The organism is Methylopila turkensis, from assembly GCF_027922325.1.
Taxonomy (GTDB): Bacteria; Pseudomonadota; Alphaproteobacteria; order Rhizobiales; family Methylopilaceae; genus Methylopila; species Methylopila turkensis.
In genome coordinates, this window is sequence record NZ_BSFL01000003.1 from 1 (window position 1) to 18,277 (window position 18,277).

Sequence of the window (18,277 nt, forward strand, 5' to 3'; positions counted from 1 at the left end):
CCATCCGCGAAGGCGGCCGCACCGTCGGCGCAGGCGTCGTCGCATCCATCATCGAGTGATCTCGAACTCTTTTTGAAGCTGCCGGGGCGGGCGCGCCCTGAACTCAACAGGGCGCCGCCCTTCCTCCGTGGAGACCGAGTAAAATGAACGGTCAGAACATCCGGATCCGCCTCAAGGCGTTCGATCACCGCATTCTGGACACGTCGACGCGTGAAATCGTGTCGACGGCCAAGCGGACCGGCGCTCAGGTGCGTGGTCCGATCCCCCTGCCGACGCGCATCGAGAAGTTCACCGTGAACCGCTCGCCGCACGTCGACAAGAAGAGCCGCGAGCAGTTCGAGATTCGGACGCACAAGCGCCTTCTCGACATCGTCGACCCGACGCCGCAGACCGTGGACGCGCTGATGAAGCTCGACCTCGCCGCCGGCGTCGACGTCGAGATCAAGCTCTGATCGGCGAAAGGGAAGGACGACGCAGATGCGGTCCGGAGTAATCGCACAGAAGCTGGGCATGACCCGCATCTTCACGGATGCCGGCGAGCATGTTCCGGTCACCGTTCTCAAGCTCGAGCAGTGCCAGGTCGTCGCGCACCGCACTCTCGAGGGCAACGGCTACGTAGCGCTGCAGCTCGGCGCCGGCGCTCGCAAGGCCAAGAACGCCACCCGCGCCGAGCGCGGCCATTTCGCCAAGGCGGAAGTCGAGCCGAAGCGGAAGGTCGTCGAGTTCCGGGTCTCCCCGGACGCGGTGATCCCGGTGGGCGCCGAAATCACGGCGGATCACTTCGTCGCGGGTCAGCGGGTCGACGTGACCGGCACCTCGACGGGCAAGGGCTTCGCCGGCGCCATGAAGCGCTGGAACTTCGGCGGTCTGCGCGCCACGCACGGCGTGTCGATCTCGCACCGTTCGCACGGCTCCACCGGCGGTCGCCAGGATCCGGGCAAGGTGTTCAAGAACAAGAAGATGGCCGGTCATCTCGGCGACGAGCGGGTCACGACGCAGAACCTCAAGGTGGTCTCCACCGACGTGGAGCGCGGCCTGATCCTGGTCGAGGGTTCGGTTCCGGGCGTCAAGGGCGGCTGGATCCTGGTCCGCGACGCGGTCAAGACCAAGCTGCCGGACGGCCTGCCGCTGCCGGGCTCGTTCCGCGAACGCGGCGCGGGCGCCGAGGCGCCGGCCGAGACCGCGGCCGTTGAGACGGAGAACGCGTGATGGTCGACATCGCAATCACCACCGCCGACGGCCAGGCCGGCGAGAAGATCTCGCTTTCGGACGAGATCTTCGGCCTGGAGCCGCGCGCGGACATCCTGCACCGCGTCGTGCGCTGGCAGCTCGCCAAGCGTCAGGCGGGCACGCATCAGACGCTCGGCCGCTCGGACATCGCCCGCACGGGCAAGAAGATGTACAAGCAGAAGGGGACGGGCCGCGCCCGTCACGCCCAGGCCTCCGCGCCGCAGTTCCGTGGCGGCGGCCGGGCCTTCGGGCCGGTCGTGCGCAGCCACGAGCATGACCTGACGAAGAAGTTCCGCGCCCTCGGCCTGAAGCACGCGCTTTCGGCCAAGGCCAAGGAGCAGCAGATCGTCGTGGTCGACACGTTCTCGCTCACCGAGGCGAAAACGAAGGCGCTGAAGGAGCAGATCGAGAAGCTTGGCTTCGCGAACGCCCTGATCGTCGACGGCGCCGAGGTCGAGAACAATGTGAAGCTCGCGGTCCGCAGCGTGCCTTACGTGGACGTGCTGCCGGTCCAGGGCATCAACGTCTATGACATCCTCCGTCGCGACACGCTTGTGCTGACGAAGGCCGCCATCGATGCGCTGGAGGCGCGCTTCAAATGACCGACGTGCGCCATTACGACGTCATCCGTTCGCCGGTGATCACCGAGAAGGCGACGTATGCGTCCGAGCAGAACAAGGTCGTCTTCCGCGTCGCGGACACGGCGACCAAGCCGCAGATCAAGGCGGCGGTCGAGAAGCTCTTCGACGTCAAGGTCGTGAGCGTCAACACGCTTGTCCGCAAGGGCAAGACCAAGCGTTTTCGCGGCCGCCTCGGCCAGCAGAGCGACGTCAAGCGCGCGATCGTGACCCTCGAAGAGGGCCATTCGATCGACGTGACGACGGGCCTCTGAGGCGCGCGGGATAGGGAGCCGAACAGATGGCGCTCAAGACATTCAACCCGATCACGCCGAGCCTTCGCCAGCTCGTGATCGTCGACCGCTCGGCCCTCTACAAGGGCAAGCCGGTGAAGCAGCTGACCGAGGGACTGACGTCCGCCGGCGGCCGCAACAACACGGGCCGGATCACCGTTCGCTTCCGCGGCGGCGGTCACAAGCGGACGTACCGCCTGATCGACTTCAAGCGCCGCAAGCTTGACGTGCCGGCCAAGGTGGAGCGGATCGAGTACGATCCGAACCGTTCGGCCTTCATCGCGCTGATCCGCTATGAGGACGGCGAGGTGAGCTACATCCTGGCGCCGCAGCGCCTGGGCGTGGGCGACACGGTCGTCGCCGGAGCGCAGGTCGACGTGAAGCCGGGCAACGCGATGCCGCTCGGCGCCGCGCCGGTCGGCACGATCGTCCACAATGTGGAGCTCAAGATCGGCCGCGGCGGCCAGATCGCGCGCTCGGCGGGCGCCTACGCGCAGATCGTCGGCCGCGACCAGGGTTACGTCACCCTGCGTCTGAATTCGGGCGAGCAGCGGCTCGTGCACGGCCAGTGCTTCGGCACCGTCGGCGCGGTGTCGAACCCGGACCACGCGAACATCAGCCTCGGCAAGGCCGGGCGTTCGCGCTGGCTGGGCCGCAAGCCCCACAATCGCGGCGTGACCATGAACCCGGTCGACCATCCGCACGGCGGCGGCGAAGGCCGCACCTCGGGCGGCCGTCATCCGGTGACCCCGTGGGGCAAGCCGACCAAGGGCAAGCGGACCCGTTCCAACAAGGCGACCGACAAGTTCATCCTGTCGAGCCGCCACGCCCGTAAGAAGAAGTAAGCGGAGAGCCGACAATGGCGCGTTCAGTTTGGAAGGGCCCGTTCGTCGACGGCTATCTGCTCAAGAAGGCGGACGCTGCTCGGTCGTCGACCCGGAATGAAATCATCAAGATCTGGAGCCGTCGCTCCACGATCCTGCCTCAGTTCGTGGGCCTCACCTTCGGGGTCTATAACGGGCAGAAGCATATCCCGGTCGCGGTCTCGGAAGAGATGATCGGCCACAAGTTCGGCGAGTTCGCCCCGACCCGCACCTTCTACGGGCACGCGGCGGACAAGAAGTCGAAGAGGAAGTAATCATGGGCAAGCAGGCAGCTCCCCGCGCGCTTCCCGAGAACGAGGCCAAGGCCGTGCTCCGCATGGTCCGGATCTCGCCGCAGAAGCTAAACCTCGTCGCGCAGATGATCCGCGGCAAGAAGGTCGAGACGGCGCTCGCCGACCTGACCTTCTCGCGCAAGCGCATCGCCGGCCAGGTGAAGAAGACGCTCGAGAGCGCGATCGCCAACGCCGAGAACAACCACGATCTCGACGTGGACGATCTCGTCGTGAGCCAGGCGTTCGTCGGCAAGTCGATCGTGATGAAGCGGTTTTCGCCCCGTGCTCGCGGTCGCGTCGGCCAGATCCAGAAGCCGTTCTCGCACCTGACGATCGTGGTTCGTCAGGTCGAGCGCGACGCGGCGAAGGCCTGAGGAGAAGACGATGGGTCACAAGGTCAACCCGATCGGGCTTCGGCTCGGCATCAACCGCACGTGGGACTCGCGCTGGTTCGCCGGCAAGGGCGAGTACGGCAAGCTGCTGCACGAGGACATCAAGATCCGCGACGCCCTGCTGAAGGATCTGAAGCAGGCCGCGGTGTCGAAGATCGTCATCGAGCGCCCGCACAAGAAGTGCCGCGTGTCGATCTACTCCGCCCGCCCGGGCATCGTGATCGGCAAGAAGGGCGCGGACATCGACAAGCTGCGCAAGAAGGTCAGCTCGATGACGGCCTCGGAAGTGCACATCAACATCGTTGAGGTGCGCAAGCCCGAGATCGACTCGACGCTGGTCGCGGAGTCGATCGCCCAGCAGCTCGAGCGCCGCGTCGCGTTCCGTCGCGCGATGAAGCGCGCGGTCCAGTCGGCGATGCGCCTCGGCGCTGAGGGCATCCGCATCAACTGCGCCGGCCGTCTTGGCGGCGCCGAAATCGCCCGCACCGAATGGTACCGCGAGGGCCGCGTTCCGCTGCACACGCTGCGCGCCGACGTCGACTACGGCGTCGCCACGGCGAAGACCGCGATGGGCACCTGCGGCGTCAAGGTGTGGATTTTCAAGGGCGAGGTCATGGAGCACGACCCCATGGCCCAGGATCGTCGCCTCACCGAAGATTCGAGCGGCGGCGGCCGTCCGAACCGTCGCGACGCGGCGTGATCGGGAGCCTCGGAGTCTAAGTCATGCTGCAACCGAAGCGCACTAAGTTCCGCAAGCAGTTCAAGGGTCGCATCAGCGGCGCCGCGAAGGGCGGATTCGACCTGAACTTCGGCGCCTACGGCCTCAAGGCCTTGGAGCCGGAGCGTGTCACGGCCCGCCAGATCGAGGCGGCCCGTCGCGCGATGACGCGCCACATGAAGCGCGCCGGCCGCGTCTGGATCCGCGTGTTCCCGGACGTCCCCGTCTCGAAGAAGCCGACCGAAGTCCGCATGGGCAAGGGCAAGGGCGCGAACGAGTTCTGGGCCGCCAAGGTGAAGCCGGGCCGCATCATGTTCGAGCTCGACGGCGTGCCCGTCGAGCTCGCCAAGGAAGCGCTTGCGCTCGCGGCCGCCAAGCTGCCGATCCGCACGCGCTTCGTCCAGCGCATCGCCGAGTGAGGGAGGACGTCATGGCGAAGGCTCAAGACCTGCGGACGATGTCCGTGGACCAGCTCGACGAAGAGCTCGTGAAGCTGAAGAAGCAGCAGTTCAACATGCGCTTCCAGAAGGCCACGGGCCAGCTCGACAACACCGCGCAGGTGCGGCAGGTGCGTCGCGACATCGCGCGCATCCGCACCGTCGCGACCGCCAAGCGCGCGGAAGCGCCGACGAAGGCCTGAGGAGGACACCATGCCGAAACGCGTCCTTCTGGGGACTGTCATTTCCGACAAGAACGCCAAGACCGTCGTGGTCAAGGTCGAGCGTCGCTTCACGCACCCGCTGCTGAAGAAGACCGTGCGTCGGACCAAGCACTACCACGCCCATGACGAGCAGGGCGTGTTCAAGGTCGGCGACCTCGTGTGGATCGAGGAGAGCCGCCCGATCTCGAAGCTGAAGCGTTGGGTCGTTCGTCCCGACGCGTCGGTCGATCCGGACGCCTCGGCGCCCGCTCCGACCGAGTGACGATCATCTGAAATCCAAGGCCCGCCGGGCGAGGTCCGCTCCTGCTAGCGGATACCGGTCCGGGCGAACGAGAAAGGCTTCAAGGCCATGATTCAGATGCAGAGCAACCTCGATGTCGCCGACAATTCCGGCGCCAAGCGAGTGATGTGCATCAAGGTTCTCGGCGGCGCCGGCCGTCGTTACGCCGGCGTGGGCGACATCATCGTGGTGTCGGTCAAGGAAGCGATTCCGCGCGGCCGGGTGAAGAAGGGCGACGTCATGAAGGCGGTCGTCGTTCGCACGGCGAAAGACATCCGTCGTCTGGACGGCTCGGTGATCCGTTTCGACCGCAACGCGGCCGTGCTGATCAACAATCAGAAAGAGCCGGTCGGGACCCGCATCTTCGGTCCGGTTCCGCGCGAGCTGCGCGCCAAGAACCACATGAAGATCATCTCGCTCGCGCCGGAGGTGCTGTGATGGCCGCGAAGATCAAGAAGGGCGACAAGGTCGTCGTTCTCGCCGGCCGCGACAAGGGCAAGACCGGCGAAGTGCTGCAGGTGCTCCCCAAGGACGAGCGCGCCCTGGTGCGCGGCGTCAACGTGGTGAAGCGCCATACGCGCCAGACCCAGACGACGGAAGGCGGCATCATCTCCAAGGAGGCCGCCATCCACCTGTCCAACATCGCGCTCGCCGACCCGAAGGACGGCAAGGCGACGCGCGTCAGCTTCAAGGTCCTGGACGACGGCCGCAAGGTTCGCGTCGCGGCGCGTTCGGGAGAGCAGATCGATGGCTGAGACCGCTTACGAACCGCGCCTCAAGAAGCACTACGCCGACGTCGTTCGGCCGAAGCTGATCGAGGAGTTCGGGTACAAGAACCCGTTCGAGGTTCCGACGATCGAGAAGATCGTCATCAACATGGGCGTCGGCGAAGGCGTCGCGGACTCCAAGAAGGTGACGAACGCGGTCGGCGAACTGACCAAGATCGCCGGCCAGAGGCCGGTCATCACCAAGGCCCGCACCTCGATCGCGACCTTCAAGCTGCGCGAAGGCCAGTCGGTCGGCGCCAAGGTCACGCTACGGCGCGCCCGCATGTACGAGTTCATCGACCGTCTGGTCACGATCGCGCTTCCGCGCGTCCGCGACTTCCGCGGCCTGAACCCGAAGAGCTTCGACGGCCGTGGCAACTTCGCCATGGGCATCAAGGAGCACATCGTGTTCCCCGAGATCGAGTACGACAAGATCGATCAGGTGTGGGGCATGGACGTCATCGTCTGCACGACGGCGAAGTCTGACGACGAGGCGCGCGCCCTGCTGCGCGCCTTCAACTTCCCCTTCAGGCAGTGACGGGAGGATCGCATGGCTAAGAAGAGCGCGATCGAGAAGAACAACCGCCGCCGGCAGCTCGTCGACCGCTTCGCTGCGAAGCGCGCCGAACTCAAGGCGATCGCCAACAACGAGAGCCTCGACCTCGAGGAGCGCTTCGCGGCGCGCCTCAAGCTCGCCCAGCTCCCGCGCAACGGCTCGAAGACCCGCATCCGCAACCGCTGCGAAGTCACGGGCCGCCCGCGTGCGTATTATCGCAAGCTTGGGATCTCCCGCATCGCGATCCGGGATCTGGGCTCGAAGGGCCTGGTTCCGGGTCTCCTGAAGTCGAGCTGGTGAGGAGGAGGGGTCCATGTCACTGATCGATCCCCTCGGCGATATGCTGACGCGCATCCGCAACGCGCATATGCGGAACAAGACCTCGTGCTCGACGCCGGGCTCGCGCCTGCGCCAGCACGTGCTGGACGTGCTGCAGGCGGAAGGCTACATCCGCGGCTACACGCAGACGGAGCTCGCCAACGGCCGCACCGAGTTCGAGATCGAGCTCAAGTACTACGACGGCGCGCCCGTCATCCGCGAGATTCAGCGGGTGTCGAAGCCGGGCCGGCGCGTGTACGCCTCGGTCAAGAACCTGCCGCGTGTGGCCAACGGCCTCGGCATCTCGATCCTCTCCACGCCCAAGGGCGTGATGGCGGATCACGACGCCCGCGACAACAATGTGGGCGGGGAGATCCTCTGCCGCGTCTTCTGACGCTGGGCAGGGGATTTCTCGGACGGATTTAGGAGAGCGATCATGTCGCGCATCGGCAAGAAGCCGGTCGACGTGCCGTCGGGCGTGACCGCGGCCGTCGACGGCCAGGACGTCAAGATGAAGGGACCGAAGGGCGAGCTCGCCTTTCGCGTCCACGACGATGTCGTCGTCGAGTTCAAGGACGGGAAGGTTTCCGTCCAGCCGCGGAACGAGACCAAGGGCGCGCGGGCCAAGTGGGGCATGTCGCGCACCATGGTGTCGAACCTCGTCGAGGGCGTCACCAAGGGCTTCGAGAAGAAGCTCGAGATCAGCGGCGTCGGCTACCGCGCTGCGGTGCAAGGCAAGGATCTGGTGCTCGCGCTTGGCTACAGCCACGACGTGAAGTACCCGATCCCGGACGGTATCGAGATCAAGTGCGCCAAGCCGACGGAGATCTCGGTCTCCGGCATCGACAAGCAGCGTGTCGGCCAGGTCGCGGCGGAGATTCGCGAGTTCCGCGGCCCCGAGCCTTACAAGGGCAAGGGCGTCAAGTACGCGGGCGAGTTCATCTTCCGCAAGGAAGGCAAGAAGAAGTAAGGGCCCGGAACCATGGCGAAGAATCTCGTTACCGAGGCGCGCCGCAAGGCGCGCGTCCGCCGGGCGCTCCGTTCGACCGCGAACGGCCGTCCGCGCTTGTCCGTCTTTCGCTCGTCGAAGCAGATCTACGCTCAGATCATCGACGACGCGAAGGGCGTGACGCTCGCGTCGGCCTCGACGCTCGACAAGGATTTCCGCGCGGAGAAGAAGACCGGCGCGGACATCGCGGCCGCTCAGGCGGTCGGCAAGCTGGTGGCGGAGCGCGCCGCCGCGGCCGGCGTCAAGGACGTGGTCTTCGACCGCGGCTCTTACATCTATCACGGCCGGGTCAAGGCCCTGGCCGAGGCCGCCCGCGAGGGCGGGCTCAATTTCTGACGCCCGCTCGGCTGGAGGATTTACATTATGGCTCGTGAGCCCAGAGAGAACCGCCGGAACGATCGCGAAGAGCGCGACAGCGAGTTCGTCGACAAGCTCGTGCACATCAATCGAGTCGCCAAGGTGGTGAAGGGCGGCCGTCGCTTCGGCTTCGCCGCTCTCGTCGTCGTCGGCGACCAGAAGGGCCGCGTCGGCTATGGCCACGGCAAGGCCCGCGAGGTGCCGGAGGCGATCCGCAAGGCGACCGAGGCCGCCAAGCGCGGTCTGATCCGGGTGCCGCTGCGCGAAGGCCGCACGCTGCATCACGACGTCGATGGCCGCCACGGCGCCGGCAAGGTCGTGCTGCGCGCGGCTCCGGCCGGCACCGGCATCATCGCCGGCGGCCCGATGCGCGCCGTGTTCGAGACGCTCGGCGTCCACGACGTCGTCGCGAAGTCGCTCGGCTCGTCCAACCCGTACAACATGGTGCGGGCGACGTTCGACGCCCTGAAGCACGAGGACAGCCCGCGCTCCGTCGCGGCCCGTCGCGGCCTCAAGGTTTCGACCCTGCAGTCCCGCCGCCGCGACGTCGACGCCGACGCCGTGGCCGAAGGCTGACGCCCGTTTCTGAAGGAGGCTGACCATGGCCGACGTTGAGAACAAGAAGGGCAAGGCCGCCCGCGCCGTGAAGGGCGAGAAGGTCACGGTCGTGCAGATCGGCTCTTCGACCCGCCGCCCGGCGGACCAGCATGCGACCCTCGTCGGCCTCGGCCTGGGCCGCATCGGCAAGCGCCGCGAACTCGCCGACACCCCGGCGGTGCGCGGCATGATCGACAAGGTGGCCCACCTTGTGCGCGTCGAAGACGACGCCCGCTGAGCGCTGGAGAGACGTGATGAAACTGACTGATCTCCGGGACAACCCCGGCGCCACCAAGGACCGGATCCGCGTCGGACGCGGCATCGGCTCCGGCAAGGGCAAGACCGGCGGCCGCGGCGTCAAGGGTCAGAAGTCCCGCACGGGCGTCCGCATCAAGGCGTTCGAGGGCGGCCAGATGCCGCTCTACCGGCGTCTGCCGAAGCGCGGCTTCAACAACCTGTTTGCGACCGACCTCAACGAGGTCAACCTCGCCCGTCTCCAGCAGGCGATCGACGCGGGCAAGCTCGACGCCGGCAAGCCGGTGACCGAGGCCGCCCTGATCGAGGCCGGCGTGCTGTCCAAGAAGAAGGACGGCGTGAAGGTGCTGGGCCGCGGCGAACTCAAGACCAAGCTCGACCTCGAGGTCTACGCCGTCTCGAAGGCTGTCGCGGACGTGATCGAGAAGCTCGGCGGCAAGGTGACGCTGCTCGCCCCGAAGAAGGATGCGGACGCCGCCTGAACCCCTTATTTAGGGGCGCGGATTCCGAACTTCCTGAATTACGAGGCGATCGATGGCGTCGGCGGCTGAGCAGCTTGCTGCGAACCTCAACTTCTCCGCTTTCTCGAAAGCGGGCGAACTCAAGAAGCGCATCTGGTTCACGCTCGGCGCGCTGCTGATCTACCGCCTCGGGACCTACATCCCGCTGCCGGGCATTAACCCGGCGGCGCTGGCGGAAGTCTTCCGCCAGCAGTCGACGGGCATCATCGGCCTGTTCAACATGTTCTCGGGCGGAGCGGTCGGCCGTATGGCCATCTTCGCGCTCGCGATCATGCCGTACATCTCGGCCTCGATTATCGTCCAGCTGATGACGACGGTCTCGCCGCACCTGGAGGCCCTCAAGAAGGAGGGCGAGCAGGGCCGCAAGATCATCAACCAGTACACCCGCTACGGCACCGTGCTGCTCGCGGTCGTGCAGGCGTATGGCATCGCGGTCGGGCTGGAGGGCCAGCCCAATGTGGTGGTCGATCCGGGCCTGTTCTTCCGGATCGCGACGGTGATCACGCTCACCGGCGGCACCATGTTCCTGATGTGGCTCGGCGAGCAGATCACCGCGCGCGGCATCGGCAACGGCATCTCGCTGATCATCTTCGCGGGCATCGTGGCCGAGCTTCCGGCCGCGATCGCGGGCACGCTCGAACTCAGCCGCCAGGGCGCGCTGTCGACGACGATCATCCTCGCGATCGCCGTGATGGCGATCGCCGTGATCGCCTTCATCGTCTACATGGAGCGCGCGCAGCGCCGCCTGTTGATCCAGTATCCGAAGCGGCAGGTGTCGCAGAACCGGATGACCGGCGGCGAGAGCTCGCATCTGCCGCTGAAGCTCAACACGGCCGGCGTCATCCCGCCGATCTTCGCGTCGTCGCTGCTTCTGCTGCCGACCACCATCGCGAATTTCTCGGCGCAGGGCGCCGGGTCCGGCTGGCTGGCGACGATCACGACCCATCTCGCGCACGGCCGGCCGCTGTACATGTTGCTGTACGTCGCGCTGATCGTGTTCTTCTGCTTCTTCTACACCGCGATCGTGTTCAACCCGAACGAGACGGCCGACAACCTCAAGAAGTACGGCGGCTTCATCCCGGGCATCCGGCCGGGCGAGCGGACGGCGGAGTACATCGACTACGTCCTCACGCGCATCACCGTGGTCGGCGCGGCCTACATGGCCCTGGTCTGCCTACTGCCCGAAATACTGATCTCCTACGCCGCCGTTCCGTTCTATTTTGGCGGCACCTCCCTGCTGATCGTCGTTTCGGTGACGATGGACACGGTCGCGCAGGTCCAGGGGCATCTGTACGCCGCGCAGTATGAGGGCCTCATCAAGAAGGCCCGCCTGAAGGGGAAAAGGCGATGAGATTGATCCTGCTCGGGCCGCCCGGCGCCGGCAAAGGCACGCAGTCGGAGCGCCTCGTGACGGCGCACGGGATCGTGCAGCTTTCGACCGGCGACATGCTGCGCGCGGCGGTCGCGGCGGGCACGCCGGTCGGCCTCGAGGCCAAGGACCTTATGGCGCGTGGCGAGCTCGTGCCGGACGAGGTCGTGGTCAAGATCGTCGCTGATCGGGTCGAAGAGCCGGACGCCAAGAACGGGTTCATTCTCGACGGTTTTCCGCGCACGCTGCGCCAGGCCGAGGCCTTGGAGTCGATGCTGGCCCAGAAGGGGATCAAGCTCGATTCGGTCATCGAGCTGTCGGTCGACGAGGACGCTCTGCTCGAGCGCGTCGAGCGTCGCGCGCGAGAGGCCGCGGCCGCAGGCAAGGCGGTCCGGTCGGACGACGCGCCTGAGGTCGTGAGGAAGCGGATCGGCGACTACAAGTCGGTCACCGCCCAGCTCAAGCCGTTTTATTCCGAGCGCGGCCTGTTCGCGGTCGTCGACGGCATGGCTCCGATCGAGAACGTGACGGCGGCGATCGACGGCATTCTCGCCGACACCCGCGCGTCCGCGTCCTGACGCGAACGCGGAATCGTTAAAAAGGCTTGACGCGGGCGCTACGAGGCGCTACGCGCAAACTCCTCACCGAAAGCGCCGCGATCAGCGGGGCGTCATCGCCTCGCGGTTTCGTTGTGTTTCTGTCAGCGCGCAAGGGCCGGCCTCCACCGGACGCGCGTCTATCCGGCTTCGAGCCGACATATGGAGACTGAACGTGGCACGTATCGCCGGCGTAAACATTCCGACGAATAAGCGCGTGATCATCGCGCTGCAGTACATTCACGGCATCGGCGCCCAGAAGGCGACGGAGATCTGCGAAAAGGTCTCGATCCCGGCCGAGCGGCGCGTCAACCAGCTGACCGACGCCGAAGTCATCCAAATCCGCGAGACGATCGACCGCGACTATCTGGTCGAGGGCGACCTGCGCCGCGAAGTGGCGATGAACATCAAGCGTCTCATGGACCTTGGCTGCTACCGCGGCCTGCGCCATCGTCGCGGCCTGCCGGTCCACGGCCAGCGCACGCACACCAACGCGCGCACCCGCAAGGGCAAGCCGAAGCCGATCGCCGGCAAGAAGAAGTAATCCGTTTTTTCGAACGCGCCGCGTGAGCGGCGCTTCATCCCGAGCGCCTGGCGATACGGGCGCGCCTGAAGGATAGAGAGCCATATGGCCAAGGAAGCCCAGCGCATTCGCCGTCGCGAGCGCAAGAACATCGCCTCGGGCGTCGCGCATGTGAACGCGACGTTCAACAACACCATGATCACGATCACCGACGCGCAGGGCAACACCGTGTCCTGGTCGTCGGCCGGCGCCCAGGGCTTCAAGGGCTCGCGCAAGTCGACCCCTTACGCGGCGCAGGTCGCGGCCGAGGACGCGGCCAAGAAGGCCGCCGAGCACGGCATGCGGACGCTCGAGGTCGAGGTTCGCGGCCCCGGCTCCGGCCGCGAGTCGGCGCTGCGCGCGCTGCAGGCTGCGGGCTTCATGGTGACGTCGATCCGCGACGTGACCCCGATCCCGCACAACGGCTGCCGTCCGCGGAAGCGCCGCCGCGTCTGACGCGCTTGTCGTCGCCTGCGCCCCGTCCGTGGGGCGCATGTTCGTTTCGAGGTCGGTCCATCGGGGCCGGCCGACGCGGAGAGAAGCGGACCTCCGCGTTTGACTGACGAAGGGTGCAGTCGTGATCCAGAAGAATTGGCAAGACCTGATCAAGCCGAACAAGCTTGAGGTCGCTCCGTCCGGCGACGGCAAGCGCACCGCCACGATGGTGGCCGAGCCGCTCGAGCGCGGCTTCGGTCTGACGCTCGGCAACGCGCTGCGTCGCATCCTGCTGTCGTCGCTCCAGGGCGCGGCCGTGACCTCGGTGCACATCGACGGCGTGCTCCACGAGTTCTCGTCGATCCCGGGCGTCCGCGAGGACGTGACGGACATCGTCCTGAACATCAAGGACGTCGCCATCAAGATGCAGGGCGAAGGCCCGAAGCGCATGGTGCTGCGCAAGCAGGGCCCGGGCCAGGTCGTGGCGGCCGACATCCAGGTCGTCGGCGACGTCGAGATCCTGAATCCGGACCTCGTGCTCTGCACCCTCGACGAGGGCGCCGAGATTCGCATGGAGTTCACCGTCGACACGGGCAAGGGCTATGTCCCGGCGGACCGCAACCGCCCCGAGGACGCGCCGATCGGGCTGATCCCTGTGGACAGCCTGTACTCCCCGGTGAAGAAGGTCTCCTACCGCGTTGAGAACACGCGCGAGGGCCAGATCCTCGACTACGACAAGCTGACGCTCACCGTCGAGACCAACGGCTCGATCACCCCGGACGACGCCGTGGCCTACGCCGCGCGCATCCTTCAGGACCAGCTCGAGGTGTTCGTCAACTTCGAGGAGCCGAAGAAGGAAAGCGTCCAGTCCGCGATCCCGGAGCTCGCCTTCAACCCGGCGCTGCTCAAGAAGGTGGACGAACTGGAGCTGTCGGTCCGTTCGGCGAACTGCCTGAAGAACGACAACATCGTCTACATCGGCGATCTGATCCAGAAGACGGAGGCCGAGATGCTGCGCACTCCGAACTTCGGCCGCAAGTCGCTGAACGAGATCAAGGAAGTGCTGGCGCAGATGGGTCTCCATCTCGGCATGGAAGTCGGCGGCTGGCCGCCGGACAACATCGACGAGCTCGCCAAGCGTTTCGAAGAACACTACTGAGGGTTCGGCCTCGTCAGCCTCTAGAGGCGCGGGCCTGAAGGAGAAGACACCATGTCCATGCACGGCAAGCGGGGCCGCCGCTTCAACCGTCTGCAAAGCCATCGTAAGGCGATGTTCGCGAACCTCGCGATCTCGCTGATCGAGCACGAGCAGATCGTCACCACCCTGCCGAAGGCGAAGGACCTGCGTCCGGTCGTCGAGAAGCTCGTGACGCTCGCCAAGCGCGGCGATCTGCACGCGCGCCGTCAGGCGATCGCCGAACTGCGGCACGTGCCCACGGTCCAGAAGCTGTTCGGCGCCATCGGGCCCCGTTACGCGGAGCGCAACGGCGGCTACCTGCGCATCCTCAAGGCCGGCTTCCGTCACGGCGACAACGCCCCGGTCGCGGTCATCGAGTTCGTCGACCGTGACGTCAGCGCCAAGGGCGCCGGCGATCGGGCGCGCGCCGACGCCGACGAGAGCGCCGCCGCCTGAGGCGGAGCGGCCCATTCCAACCTGATCGAAAGGCGGCCTCGGGCCGCCTTTCGTCGTTTCTGGCCCGGCTCCAGCCTGAGCCGGAGATCGGACCGTCGCGCCGCTGCTTTTCGCGGTGCGCATCCGTAGAACTGCAGTGCAGGGATGGGGCGTCGTCGTGCTATCTTGCACGCGGAACGGGGAGCGCGCGGGGGGAACGTGACGCCTCAGGCTATCGAAGCGGCGCAGGACGCCGATCTGTCCGATATCGTGACGGCGCTGGCGGGGTCGGCCGAAGCGCCGGTCCGGCGCGGCCGGGGCGGGTACCGCCTGCCGTTTCGCCCGTCGGGATCAGCGCTGCCGTTGCCGTTCGTGCTGCGCCGCGGCTCGGTGTCGTTCCGGGCCGGCGACTGGCGCGGAGCGCTCGCCGCGACCCGCGTCTTCGCCCACCGCAACGCCGCCGGCAACAGCGTCGTGATCGGGCGCAATTTCCGGTTTGACCGTCTCGAGGTCGTGTTCTGCGGCGTCGGCAACAGCCTCGTCATCGGCGACGACGTGAACTGGAGCGGCGCGATCCGCATTCGCGGCCACGGCGTGTCGGTGTCGATCGGCAGCCGGTGCGATTCAAAGGAGGGCCGCATCGTCGCGGCAGGCGCCTCGATCTCGCTCGGCACGGACTGCCTGATCGCCGAGGACGTCGAATTGCGCTCGTCCGACATCCACCGCATCTACGATCGCGAGAGCGGCGAACTGCTCAACGCGCCCGCGCCGATCGTGATCGGCCGGCGGACCTGGCTCTGCGGCGGAGCGATGGTGCTGAAGGGCGTGGAGCTAGCGGAAGGCGCGATCGTGGGTTCGCGCGCGGTGGTGGCGACCTCGGTCGAGGAGCCGCGCTGCGTGGTCGCCGGCAACCCGGCCAGGATCGTGCGCCGCGGCGTGATCTGGAAGCGATAGCGCGCTAGAACGGCTGGTCATTCGCTGCGAGGCGGACGGGCTCGCGACGCGCTTCGCTCTGTTGCGCCGCGGTCGATCACCTATCTGTCACGGCGAAAGCCCCTTTCGGACAGACGCCCCCATGCTCAATCCCCGCCAGCTTCTCGCCATCGCAGCGCTCATCGTGTTCGCCGCCGCGCCTGCCCATGCGCAGGAGCGCCGCCCGCCGGAAAGCGCCGCGCAGGTGAAGCTGTCGTTCGCGCCGGTGGTCGGTCAGGTCCGGCCGGCGGTCGTGAACATCTACGCCACCCGCACCGAGCGACGGCGTAGCGCCTTTCTGGACGATCCGTTCTTCCGCCAGTTCTTCGGCGACGGGCGCGGCCTGCCGCGCGAGCGCGTGCAGCGCTCCCTCGGCTCCGGCGCGATCGTCGGCGAGGACGGCCTCGTGGTCACGAACAACCACGTCATCGAGGGCATGACGGAAGTGCGGGTCGCGCTCTCGGACAAGCGCGAGTTCGAAGCCAAGATCCTGCTCAAGGACCCTCGCACCGACCTCGCGGTGCTCAGGATCGGGGACGGCTCCGAGCGGTTCCCGACCCTGCGGTTCGCCGATTCCGACGCCCTGCAGGTCGGCGATCTCGTGCTTGCGGTCGGCAATCCGTTCGGCGTCGGCCAGACGGTCACGTCCGGCATCGTGTCCGCCGTCGCGCGCACCCAGGTCGGGGTCGGTGACTTCCAGTCGTTCATCCAGACGGACGCGGCGATCAATCCCGGGAATTCCGGCGGCGCGCTGGTGGACCTCGACGGCCGTCTTGTCGGCATCAACACGGCGATCTTCTCGCAGTCCGGCGGCTCGGTCGGCATTGGCTTCGCGATCCCCGCGAACATGGTCCAGGTGGTTCTGTCCTCGGCGCGGAGCGGCGCCAAGGCGGTGACGCGGCCCTGGTTCGGCGCCTCGCTGCAGGCGGTCACGCCGGAGATCGCGGAAAGCCTTGGCCTCAGGCATCCGTCTGGCGCGCTGGTGGCGAACGTCGCCCCGAACTCGCCGGCGGCGAAAGCGGGCATCATCGCGGGCGACCTCGTCACGGCGGTGGACGGGCGCGACGTCGACGACGTCGAAGGCTTCACCTACCGCTTCGCCACGCGCCCGCTTGGCGGCCAGGCCGCCGTCACCCTCAGCCGCGACGGCAAGGCGCGGACCGTGCAGGTCGCGCTGTCTCCCGCTCCGGAGATCCCAGCGCGAGACGTCCGGGCGGTTCGCGGCTACTCGCCCTTCTCGGGCGCGACGGTCGCCAATCTGTCGCCCGCGCTGGCGGAGGAGCTTTCGCTGGTGGGGCCGAGCGCGGGCGTGGTGGTCATGGAGACGGAAGACGGCTCCCCCGCGCAGCAGCTCGGCTTCCAGAAGGGCGACGTCGTGCGCGAGATCAACGACTCGAAGGTCGCCTCGACCGCCGACCTCGCGCGCACGGCGGGCCAGAACCCGCGCTACTGGAAGGTGACGATCGAACGCGGCGGCCGCACCTTCACCAGCGTGTTCGGGGGCTGACGCGCGTGGCCAATCTGTTCGAGGCGGCGGGTCTTGAGCGCGAGGCACCGCGACCGCTCGCGGACCGGCTGCGGCCGACGACGCTCGACGAGGTCATCGGGCAGGACCATCTGCTCGGACCTGACGGCGCGCTCGGCCGCCTCGTCGCGGCGGGCTCGCTCGGCAGCCTGATCTTCTGGGGGCCGCCGGGCACGGGCAAGACCACCGTCGGTCGCCTGCTCGCGGACGCCACCAGCTTGGCCTTCGAGCCGATCTCGGCGATCTTCACCGGCGTCGCGGACCTCAAGAAGGTGTTCGAGGCCGCGCGCGGGCGGCGGGCGATGGGGCAGGGCACGCTGCTGTTCGTCGACGAGATCCATCGCTTCAACAAGGCGCAGCAGGACTCGTTTCTGCCGGTGATGGAGGACGGCACCGTCACGCTCGTGGGCGCGACCACCGAGAACCCGTCTTTCGAGCTCAACGCGGCCTTGCTGTCGCGCGCGCGGGTGTTGGTGTTCCGTTCGCTCGAACCGGAAGCGATCGAGCGGCTGCTTGCCCGCGCCGAGGCGATCGAGGGCCGTCCGCTGCCGCTCGACGCCGAAGCCCGCGCCGTGCTGATCCGGATGGCGGACGGCGACGGCCGCGCCTCCCTGACGCTGGCGGAGGAGCTGTGGCGCGCCGCCCGGCCGGGCGAGATCTTCGACGCGAACCGCGTTCAGGACGTGGTCCAGCGGCGGGCCCCGATCTACGACAAGTCGGCGGACGGCCACTACAATCTCATCTCCGCGCTGCACAAGTCGGTGCGGGGCTCCGACCCGGACGCGGCGCTCTACTGGTTCGCGCGCATGCTCGACGCCGGAGAGGACCCGCTCTATCTCGCGCGCCGCCTGATCCGCATGGCGTCGGAGGACATCGGCCTCGCCGACCCGCAGGCGCTGGTGGTGGCGATCGCGGCGCGCGACGCCTTCGAGCAGCTTGGGACTCCGGAAGGCGAGCTGGCGCTCGCCGAATGCGTCGTCCACCTCGCCACCGCGCCCAAATCAAACGCGGTCTACGTCGCCTACAAGCAGGCGCGGGCGGCGGCCCGCGAGCACGGCTCGCTGCTCCCGCCGCGCCACATCCTGAACGCTCCGACCAAGCTGATGAAGGCGGAAGGCTACGGGGCGGGCTACGCCTACGACCATGACGTGCCGGACGCGTTCTCAGGCCAGGACTACTTCCCCGAGACGATGGGCCGCCGGACGTTCTACGATCCGCCCGACCGCGGCTTCGAGCGCGAGCTCAGGAAGCGGATCGACTACTGGGCGAAGCTGAGGGCGGACCGCTCGTGATCCCGGCCCTCCCTTCTCCCTCGATGCGGTGACCCTTCGGGACCGCGGCGAGGTCGGCTCGCCCGCGGCTCACGCGCTCGCGTCGGTCGTAGTTTCGATCGCCGCGCTTGTCGGGGGCCTCGCGCTCGGGCGCGCGCTGGGTTAATTCAGGCGCAACGCTGGGTTAATCCGGGCGCGAAGTCCGGTT

30 protein-coding genes are annotated in these 18,277 nt (G+C 67.4%); all 30 read left to right on the forward strand.

Features of this window, described 5'->3' with window-relative positions; genetic code table 11:
- Positions 1-143: 143 nt before the first annotated feature.
- The 30 genes from rpsJ (at position 144) to PKE78_RS11300 (ending at position 18,090) form a co-directional block, all read left to right on the forward strand.
- Positions 144-452, forward strand: coding sequence for a 30S ribosomal protein S10 (gene rpsJ, locus PKE78_RS11155; protein ID WP_020178162.1), 309 nt, complete (start codon positions 144-146; stop codon positions 450-452).
- A gap of 25 nt (positions 453-477) precedes the next feature.
- Entirely contained in the window at positions 478-1,209 is a 732-nt protein-coding gene (gene rplC, locus PKE78_RS11160) for a 50S ribosomal protein L3 (protein WP_271200980.1), read from the forward strand.
- Positions 1,209-1,832 carry a 50S ribosomal protein L4 gene (gene rplD, locus PKE78_RS11165; RefSeq protein WP_271200981.1) on the forward strand — a complete coding sequence of 208 codons (624 nt, stop codon included), beginning with the start codon at positions 1,209-1,211 and terminating at the stop codon, positions 1,830-1,832. Before rplC ends, rplD begins: the two co-directional genes overlap by 1 nt.
- Complete coding sequence (locus tag PKE78_RS11170) at positions 1,829-2,122, forward strand: 50S ribosomal protein L23 (RefSeq protein ID WP_271200982.1); 294 nt, start codon at positions 1,829-1,831, stop codon at positions 2,120-2,122. The genes rplD and PKE78_RS11170 overlap by 4 nt, the downstream gene beginning before the upstream one ends.
- A 26-nt stretch (positions 2,123-2,148) precedes the next feature.
- A complete protein-coding gene (gene rplB, locus PKE78_RS11175) occupies positions 2,149-2,985 on the forward strand; it encodes a 50S ribosomal protein L2 (RefSeq protein ID WP_271200983.1) in 837 nt (278 codons plus the stop codon).
- Between the two features lie 14 nt (positions 2,986-2,999).
- Positions 3,000-3,278, forward strand: a complete 279-nt coding sequence (gene rpsS / locus PKE78_RS11180; RefSeq protein ID WP_271200984.1) for a 30S ribosomal protein S19 — start codon at positions 3,000-3,002, stop codon at positions 3,276-3,278.
- Between the two features lie 2 nt (positions 3,279-3,280).
- Positions 3,281-3,670, forward strand: coding sequence for a 50S ribosomal protein L22 (gene rplV, locus PKE78_RS11185; RefSeq protein WP_271200985.1), 390 nt, complete (start codon positions 3,281-3,283; stop codon positions 3,668-3,670).
- Between the two features lie 10 nt (positions 3,671-3,680).
- Positions 3,681-4,388, forward strand: a complete 708-nt coding sequence (gene rpsC, locus PKE78_RS11190; RefSeq protein WP_271200986.1) for a 30S ribosomal protein S3 — start codon at positions 3,681-3,683, stop codon at positions 4,386-4,388.
- 23 nt (positions 4,389-4,411) lie between these two features.
- Complete coding sequence (gene rplP / locus PKE78_RS11195; RefSeq protein ID WP_271200987.1) at positions 4,412-4,825, forward strand: 50S ribosomal protein L16; 414 nt, start codon at positions 4,412-4,414, stop codon at positions 4,823-4,825.
- Positions 4,826-4,836: 11 nt separating this feature from the next.
- On the forward strand, positions 4,837-5,046 hold the full coding sequence (rpmC, locus tag PKE78_RS11200; RefSeq protein WP_271200988.1) for a 50S ribosomal protein L29: 210 nt from the start codon (positions 4,837-4,839) through the stop codon (positions 5,044-5,046).
- Positions 5,047-5,056: 10 nt separating this feature from the next.
- Positions 5,057-5,329 (forward strand): 30S ribosomal protein S17, encoded by a 273-nt coding sequence (gene rpsQ / locus PKE78_RS11205; RefSeq protein WP_271200989.1) that lies wholly within the window; start codon positions 5,057-5,059, stop codon positions 5,327-5,329.
- An 87-nt stretch (positions 5,330-5,416) separates the two neighbouring features.
- Positions 5,417-5,785, forward strand: coding sequence for a 50S ribosomal protein L14 (gene rplN, locus PKE78_RS11210; protein ID WP_271200990.1), 369 nt, complete (start codon positions 5,417-5,419; stop codon positions 5,783-5,785).
- Entirely contained in the window at positions 5,785-6,102 is a 318-nt protein-coding gene (gene rplX / locus PKE78_RS11215; protein WP_271200991.1) for a 50S ribosomal protein L24, read from the forward strand. The genes rplN and rplX overlap by 1 nt, the downstream gene beginning before the upstream one ends.
- Positions 6,095-6,652 carry a 50S ribosomal protein L5 gene (rplE, locus tag PKE78_RS11220; RefSeq protein ID WP_271200992.1) on the forward strand — a complete coding sequence of 186 codons (558 nt, stop codon included), beginning with the start codon at positions 6,095-6,097 and terminating at the stop codon, positions 6,650-6,652. The genes rplX and rplE overlap by 8 nt, the downstream gene beginning before the upstream one ends.
- Before the next feature lie 12 nt (positions 6,653-6,664).
- On the forward strand, positions 6,665-6,970 hold the full coding sequence (gene rpsN, locus PKE78_RS11225) for a 30S ribosomal protein S14 (protein WP_271200993.1): 306 nt from the start codon (positions 6,665-6,667) through the stop codon (positions 6,968-6,970).
- A 13-nt stretch (positions 6,971-6,983) separates the two neighbouring features.
- Positions 6,984-7,382 (forward strand): 30S ribosomal protein S8, encoded by a 399-nt coding sequence (gene rpsH, locus PKE78_RS11230; RefSeq protein ID WP_271200994.1) that lies wholly within the window; start codon positions 6,984-6,986, stop codon positions 7,380-7,382.
- Positions 7,383-7,424: 42 nt separating this feature from the next.
- Positions 7,425-7,958, forward strand: coding sequence for a 50S ribosomal protein L6 (rplF, locus tag PKE78_RS11235; RefSeq protein WP_271200995.1), 534 nt, complete (start codon positions 7,425-7,427; stop codon positions 7,956-7,958).
- A 12-nt stretch (positions 7,959-7,970) separates the two neighbouring features.
- Complete coding sequence (gene rplR, locus PKE78_RS11240; protein ID WP_271200996.1) at positions 7,971-8,333, forward strand: 50S ribosomal protein L18; 363 nt, start codon at positions 7,971-7,973, stop codon at positions 8,331-8,333.
- A gap of 27 nt (positions 8,334-8,360) precedes the next feature.
- Complete coding sequence (rpsE, locus tag PKE78_RS11245) at positions 8,361-8,930, forward strand: 30S ribosomal protein S5 (RefSeq protein WP_271200997.1); 570 nt, start codon at positions 8,361-8,363, stop codon at positions 8,928-8,930.
- Positions 8,931-8,955: 25 nt separating this feature from the next.
- The gene (rpmD, locus tag PKE78_RS11250; RefSeq protein WP_271200998.1) at positions 8,956-9,189 is read left to right on the forward strand and encodes a 50S ribosomal protein L30; all 234 of its coding nucleotides are present in this window, start codon (positions 8,956-8,958) and stop codon (positions 9,187-9,189) included.
- A 16-nt stretch (positions 9,190-9,205) separates the two neighbouring features.
- On the forward strand, positions 9,206-9,688 hold the full coding sequence (rplO, locus tag PKE78_RS11255; protein ID WP_271200999.1) for a 50S ribosomal protein L15: 483 nt from the start codon (positions 9,206-9,208) through the stop codon (positions 9,686-9,688).
- 52 nt (positions 9,689-9,740) lie between these two features.
- Positions 9,741-11,078, forward strand: a complete 1,338-nt coding sequence (secY, locus tag PKE78_RS11260; RefSeq protein WP_271201000.1) for a preprotein translocase subunit SecY — start codon at positions 9,741-9,743, stop codon at positions 11,076-11,078.
- A complete protein-coding gene (locus PKE78_RS11265; protein ID WP_271201001.1) occupies positions 11,075-11,674 on the forward strand; it encodes an adenylate kinase in 600 nt (199 codons plus the stop codon). The genes secY and PKE78_RS11265 overlap by 4 nt, the downstream gene beginning before the upstream one ends.
- 193 nt (positions 11,675-11,867) lie before the next feature.
- A complete protein-coding gene (rpsM, locus tag PKE78_RS11270) occupies positions 11,868-12,236 on the forward strand; it encodes a 30S ribosomal protein S13 (protein WP_271201002.1) in 369 nt (122 codons plus the stop codon).
- 84 nt (positions 12,237-12,320) lie between these two features.
- Positions 12,321-12,710 (forward strand): 30S ribosomal protein S11, encoded by a 390-nt coding sequence (gene rpsK, locus PKE78_RS11275; protein ID WP_020178186.1) that lies wholly within the window; start codon positions 12,321-12,323, stop codon positions 12,708-12,710.
- A 103-nt stretch (positions 12,711-12,813) separates the two neighbouring features.
- On the forward strand, positions 12,814-13,848 hold the full coding sequence (locus PKE78_RS11280; protein WP_271201976.1) for a DNA-directed RNA polymerase subunit alpha: 1,035 nt from the start codon (positions 12,814-12,816) through the stop codon (positions 13,846-13,848).
- Positions 13,849-13,899: 51 nt separating this feature from the next.
- The gene (gene rplQ, locus PKE78_RS11285) at positions 13,900-14,322 is read left to right on the forward strand and encodes a 50S ribosomal protein L17 (protein ID WP_271201003.1); all 423 of its coding nucleotides are present in this window, start codon (positions 13,900-13,902) and stop codon (positions 14,320-14,322) included.
- Between the two features lie 198 nt (positions 14,323-14,520).
- Positions 14,521-15,255: an acyltransferase gene (locus PKE78_RS11290; RefSeq protein WP_271201004.1), complete on the forward strand. Its 735-nt coding sequence runs from the start codon at positions 14,521-14,523 to the stop codon at positions 15,253-15,255.
- 121 nt (positions 15,256-15,376) lie between these two features.
- Entirely contained in the window at positions 15,377-16,780 is a 1,404-nt protein-coding gene (locus PKE78_RS11295; RefSeq protein ID WP_271201005.1) for a DegQ family serine endoprotease, read from the forward strand.
- A gap of 5 nt (positions 16,781-16,785) precedes the next feature.
- Positions 16,786-18,090: a replication-associated recombination protein A gene (locus PKE78_RS11300; RefSeq protein ID WP_271201006.1), complete on the forward strand. Its 1,305-nt coding sequence runs from the start codon at positions 16,786-16,788 to the stop codon at positions 18,088-18,090.
- Positions 18,091-18,277 lie beyond the last annotated feature (187 nt).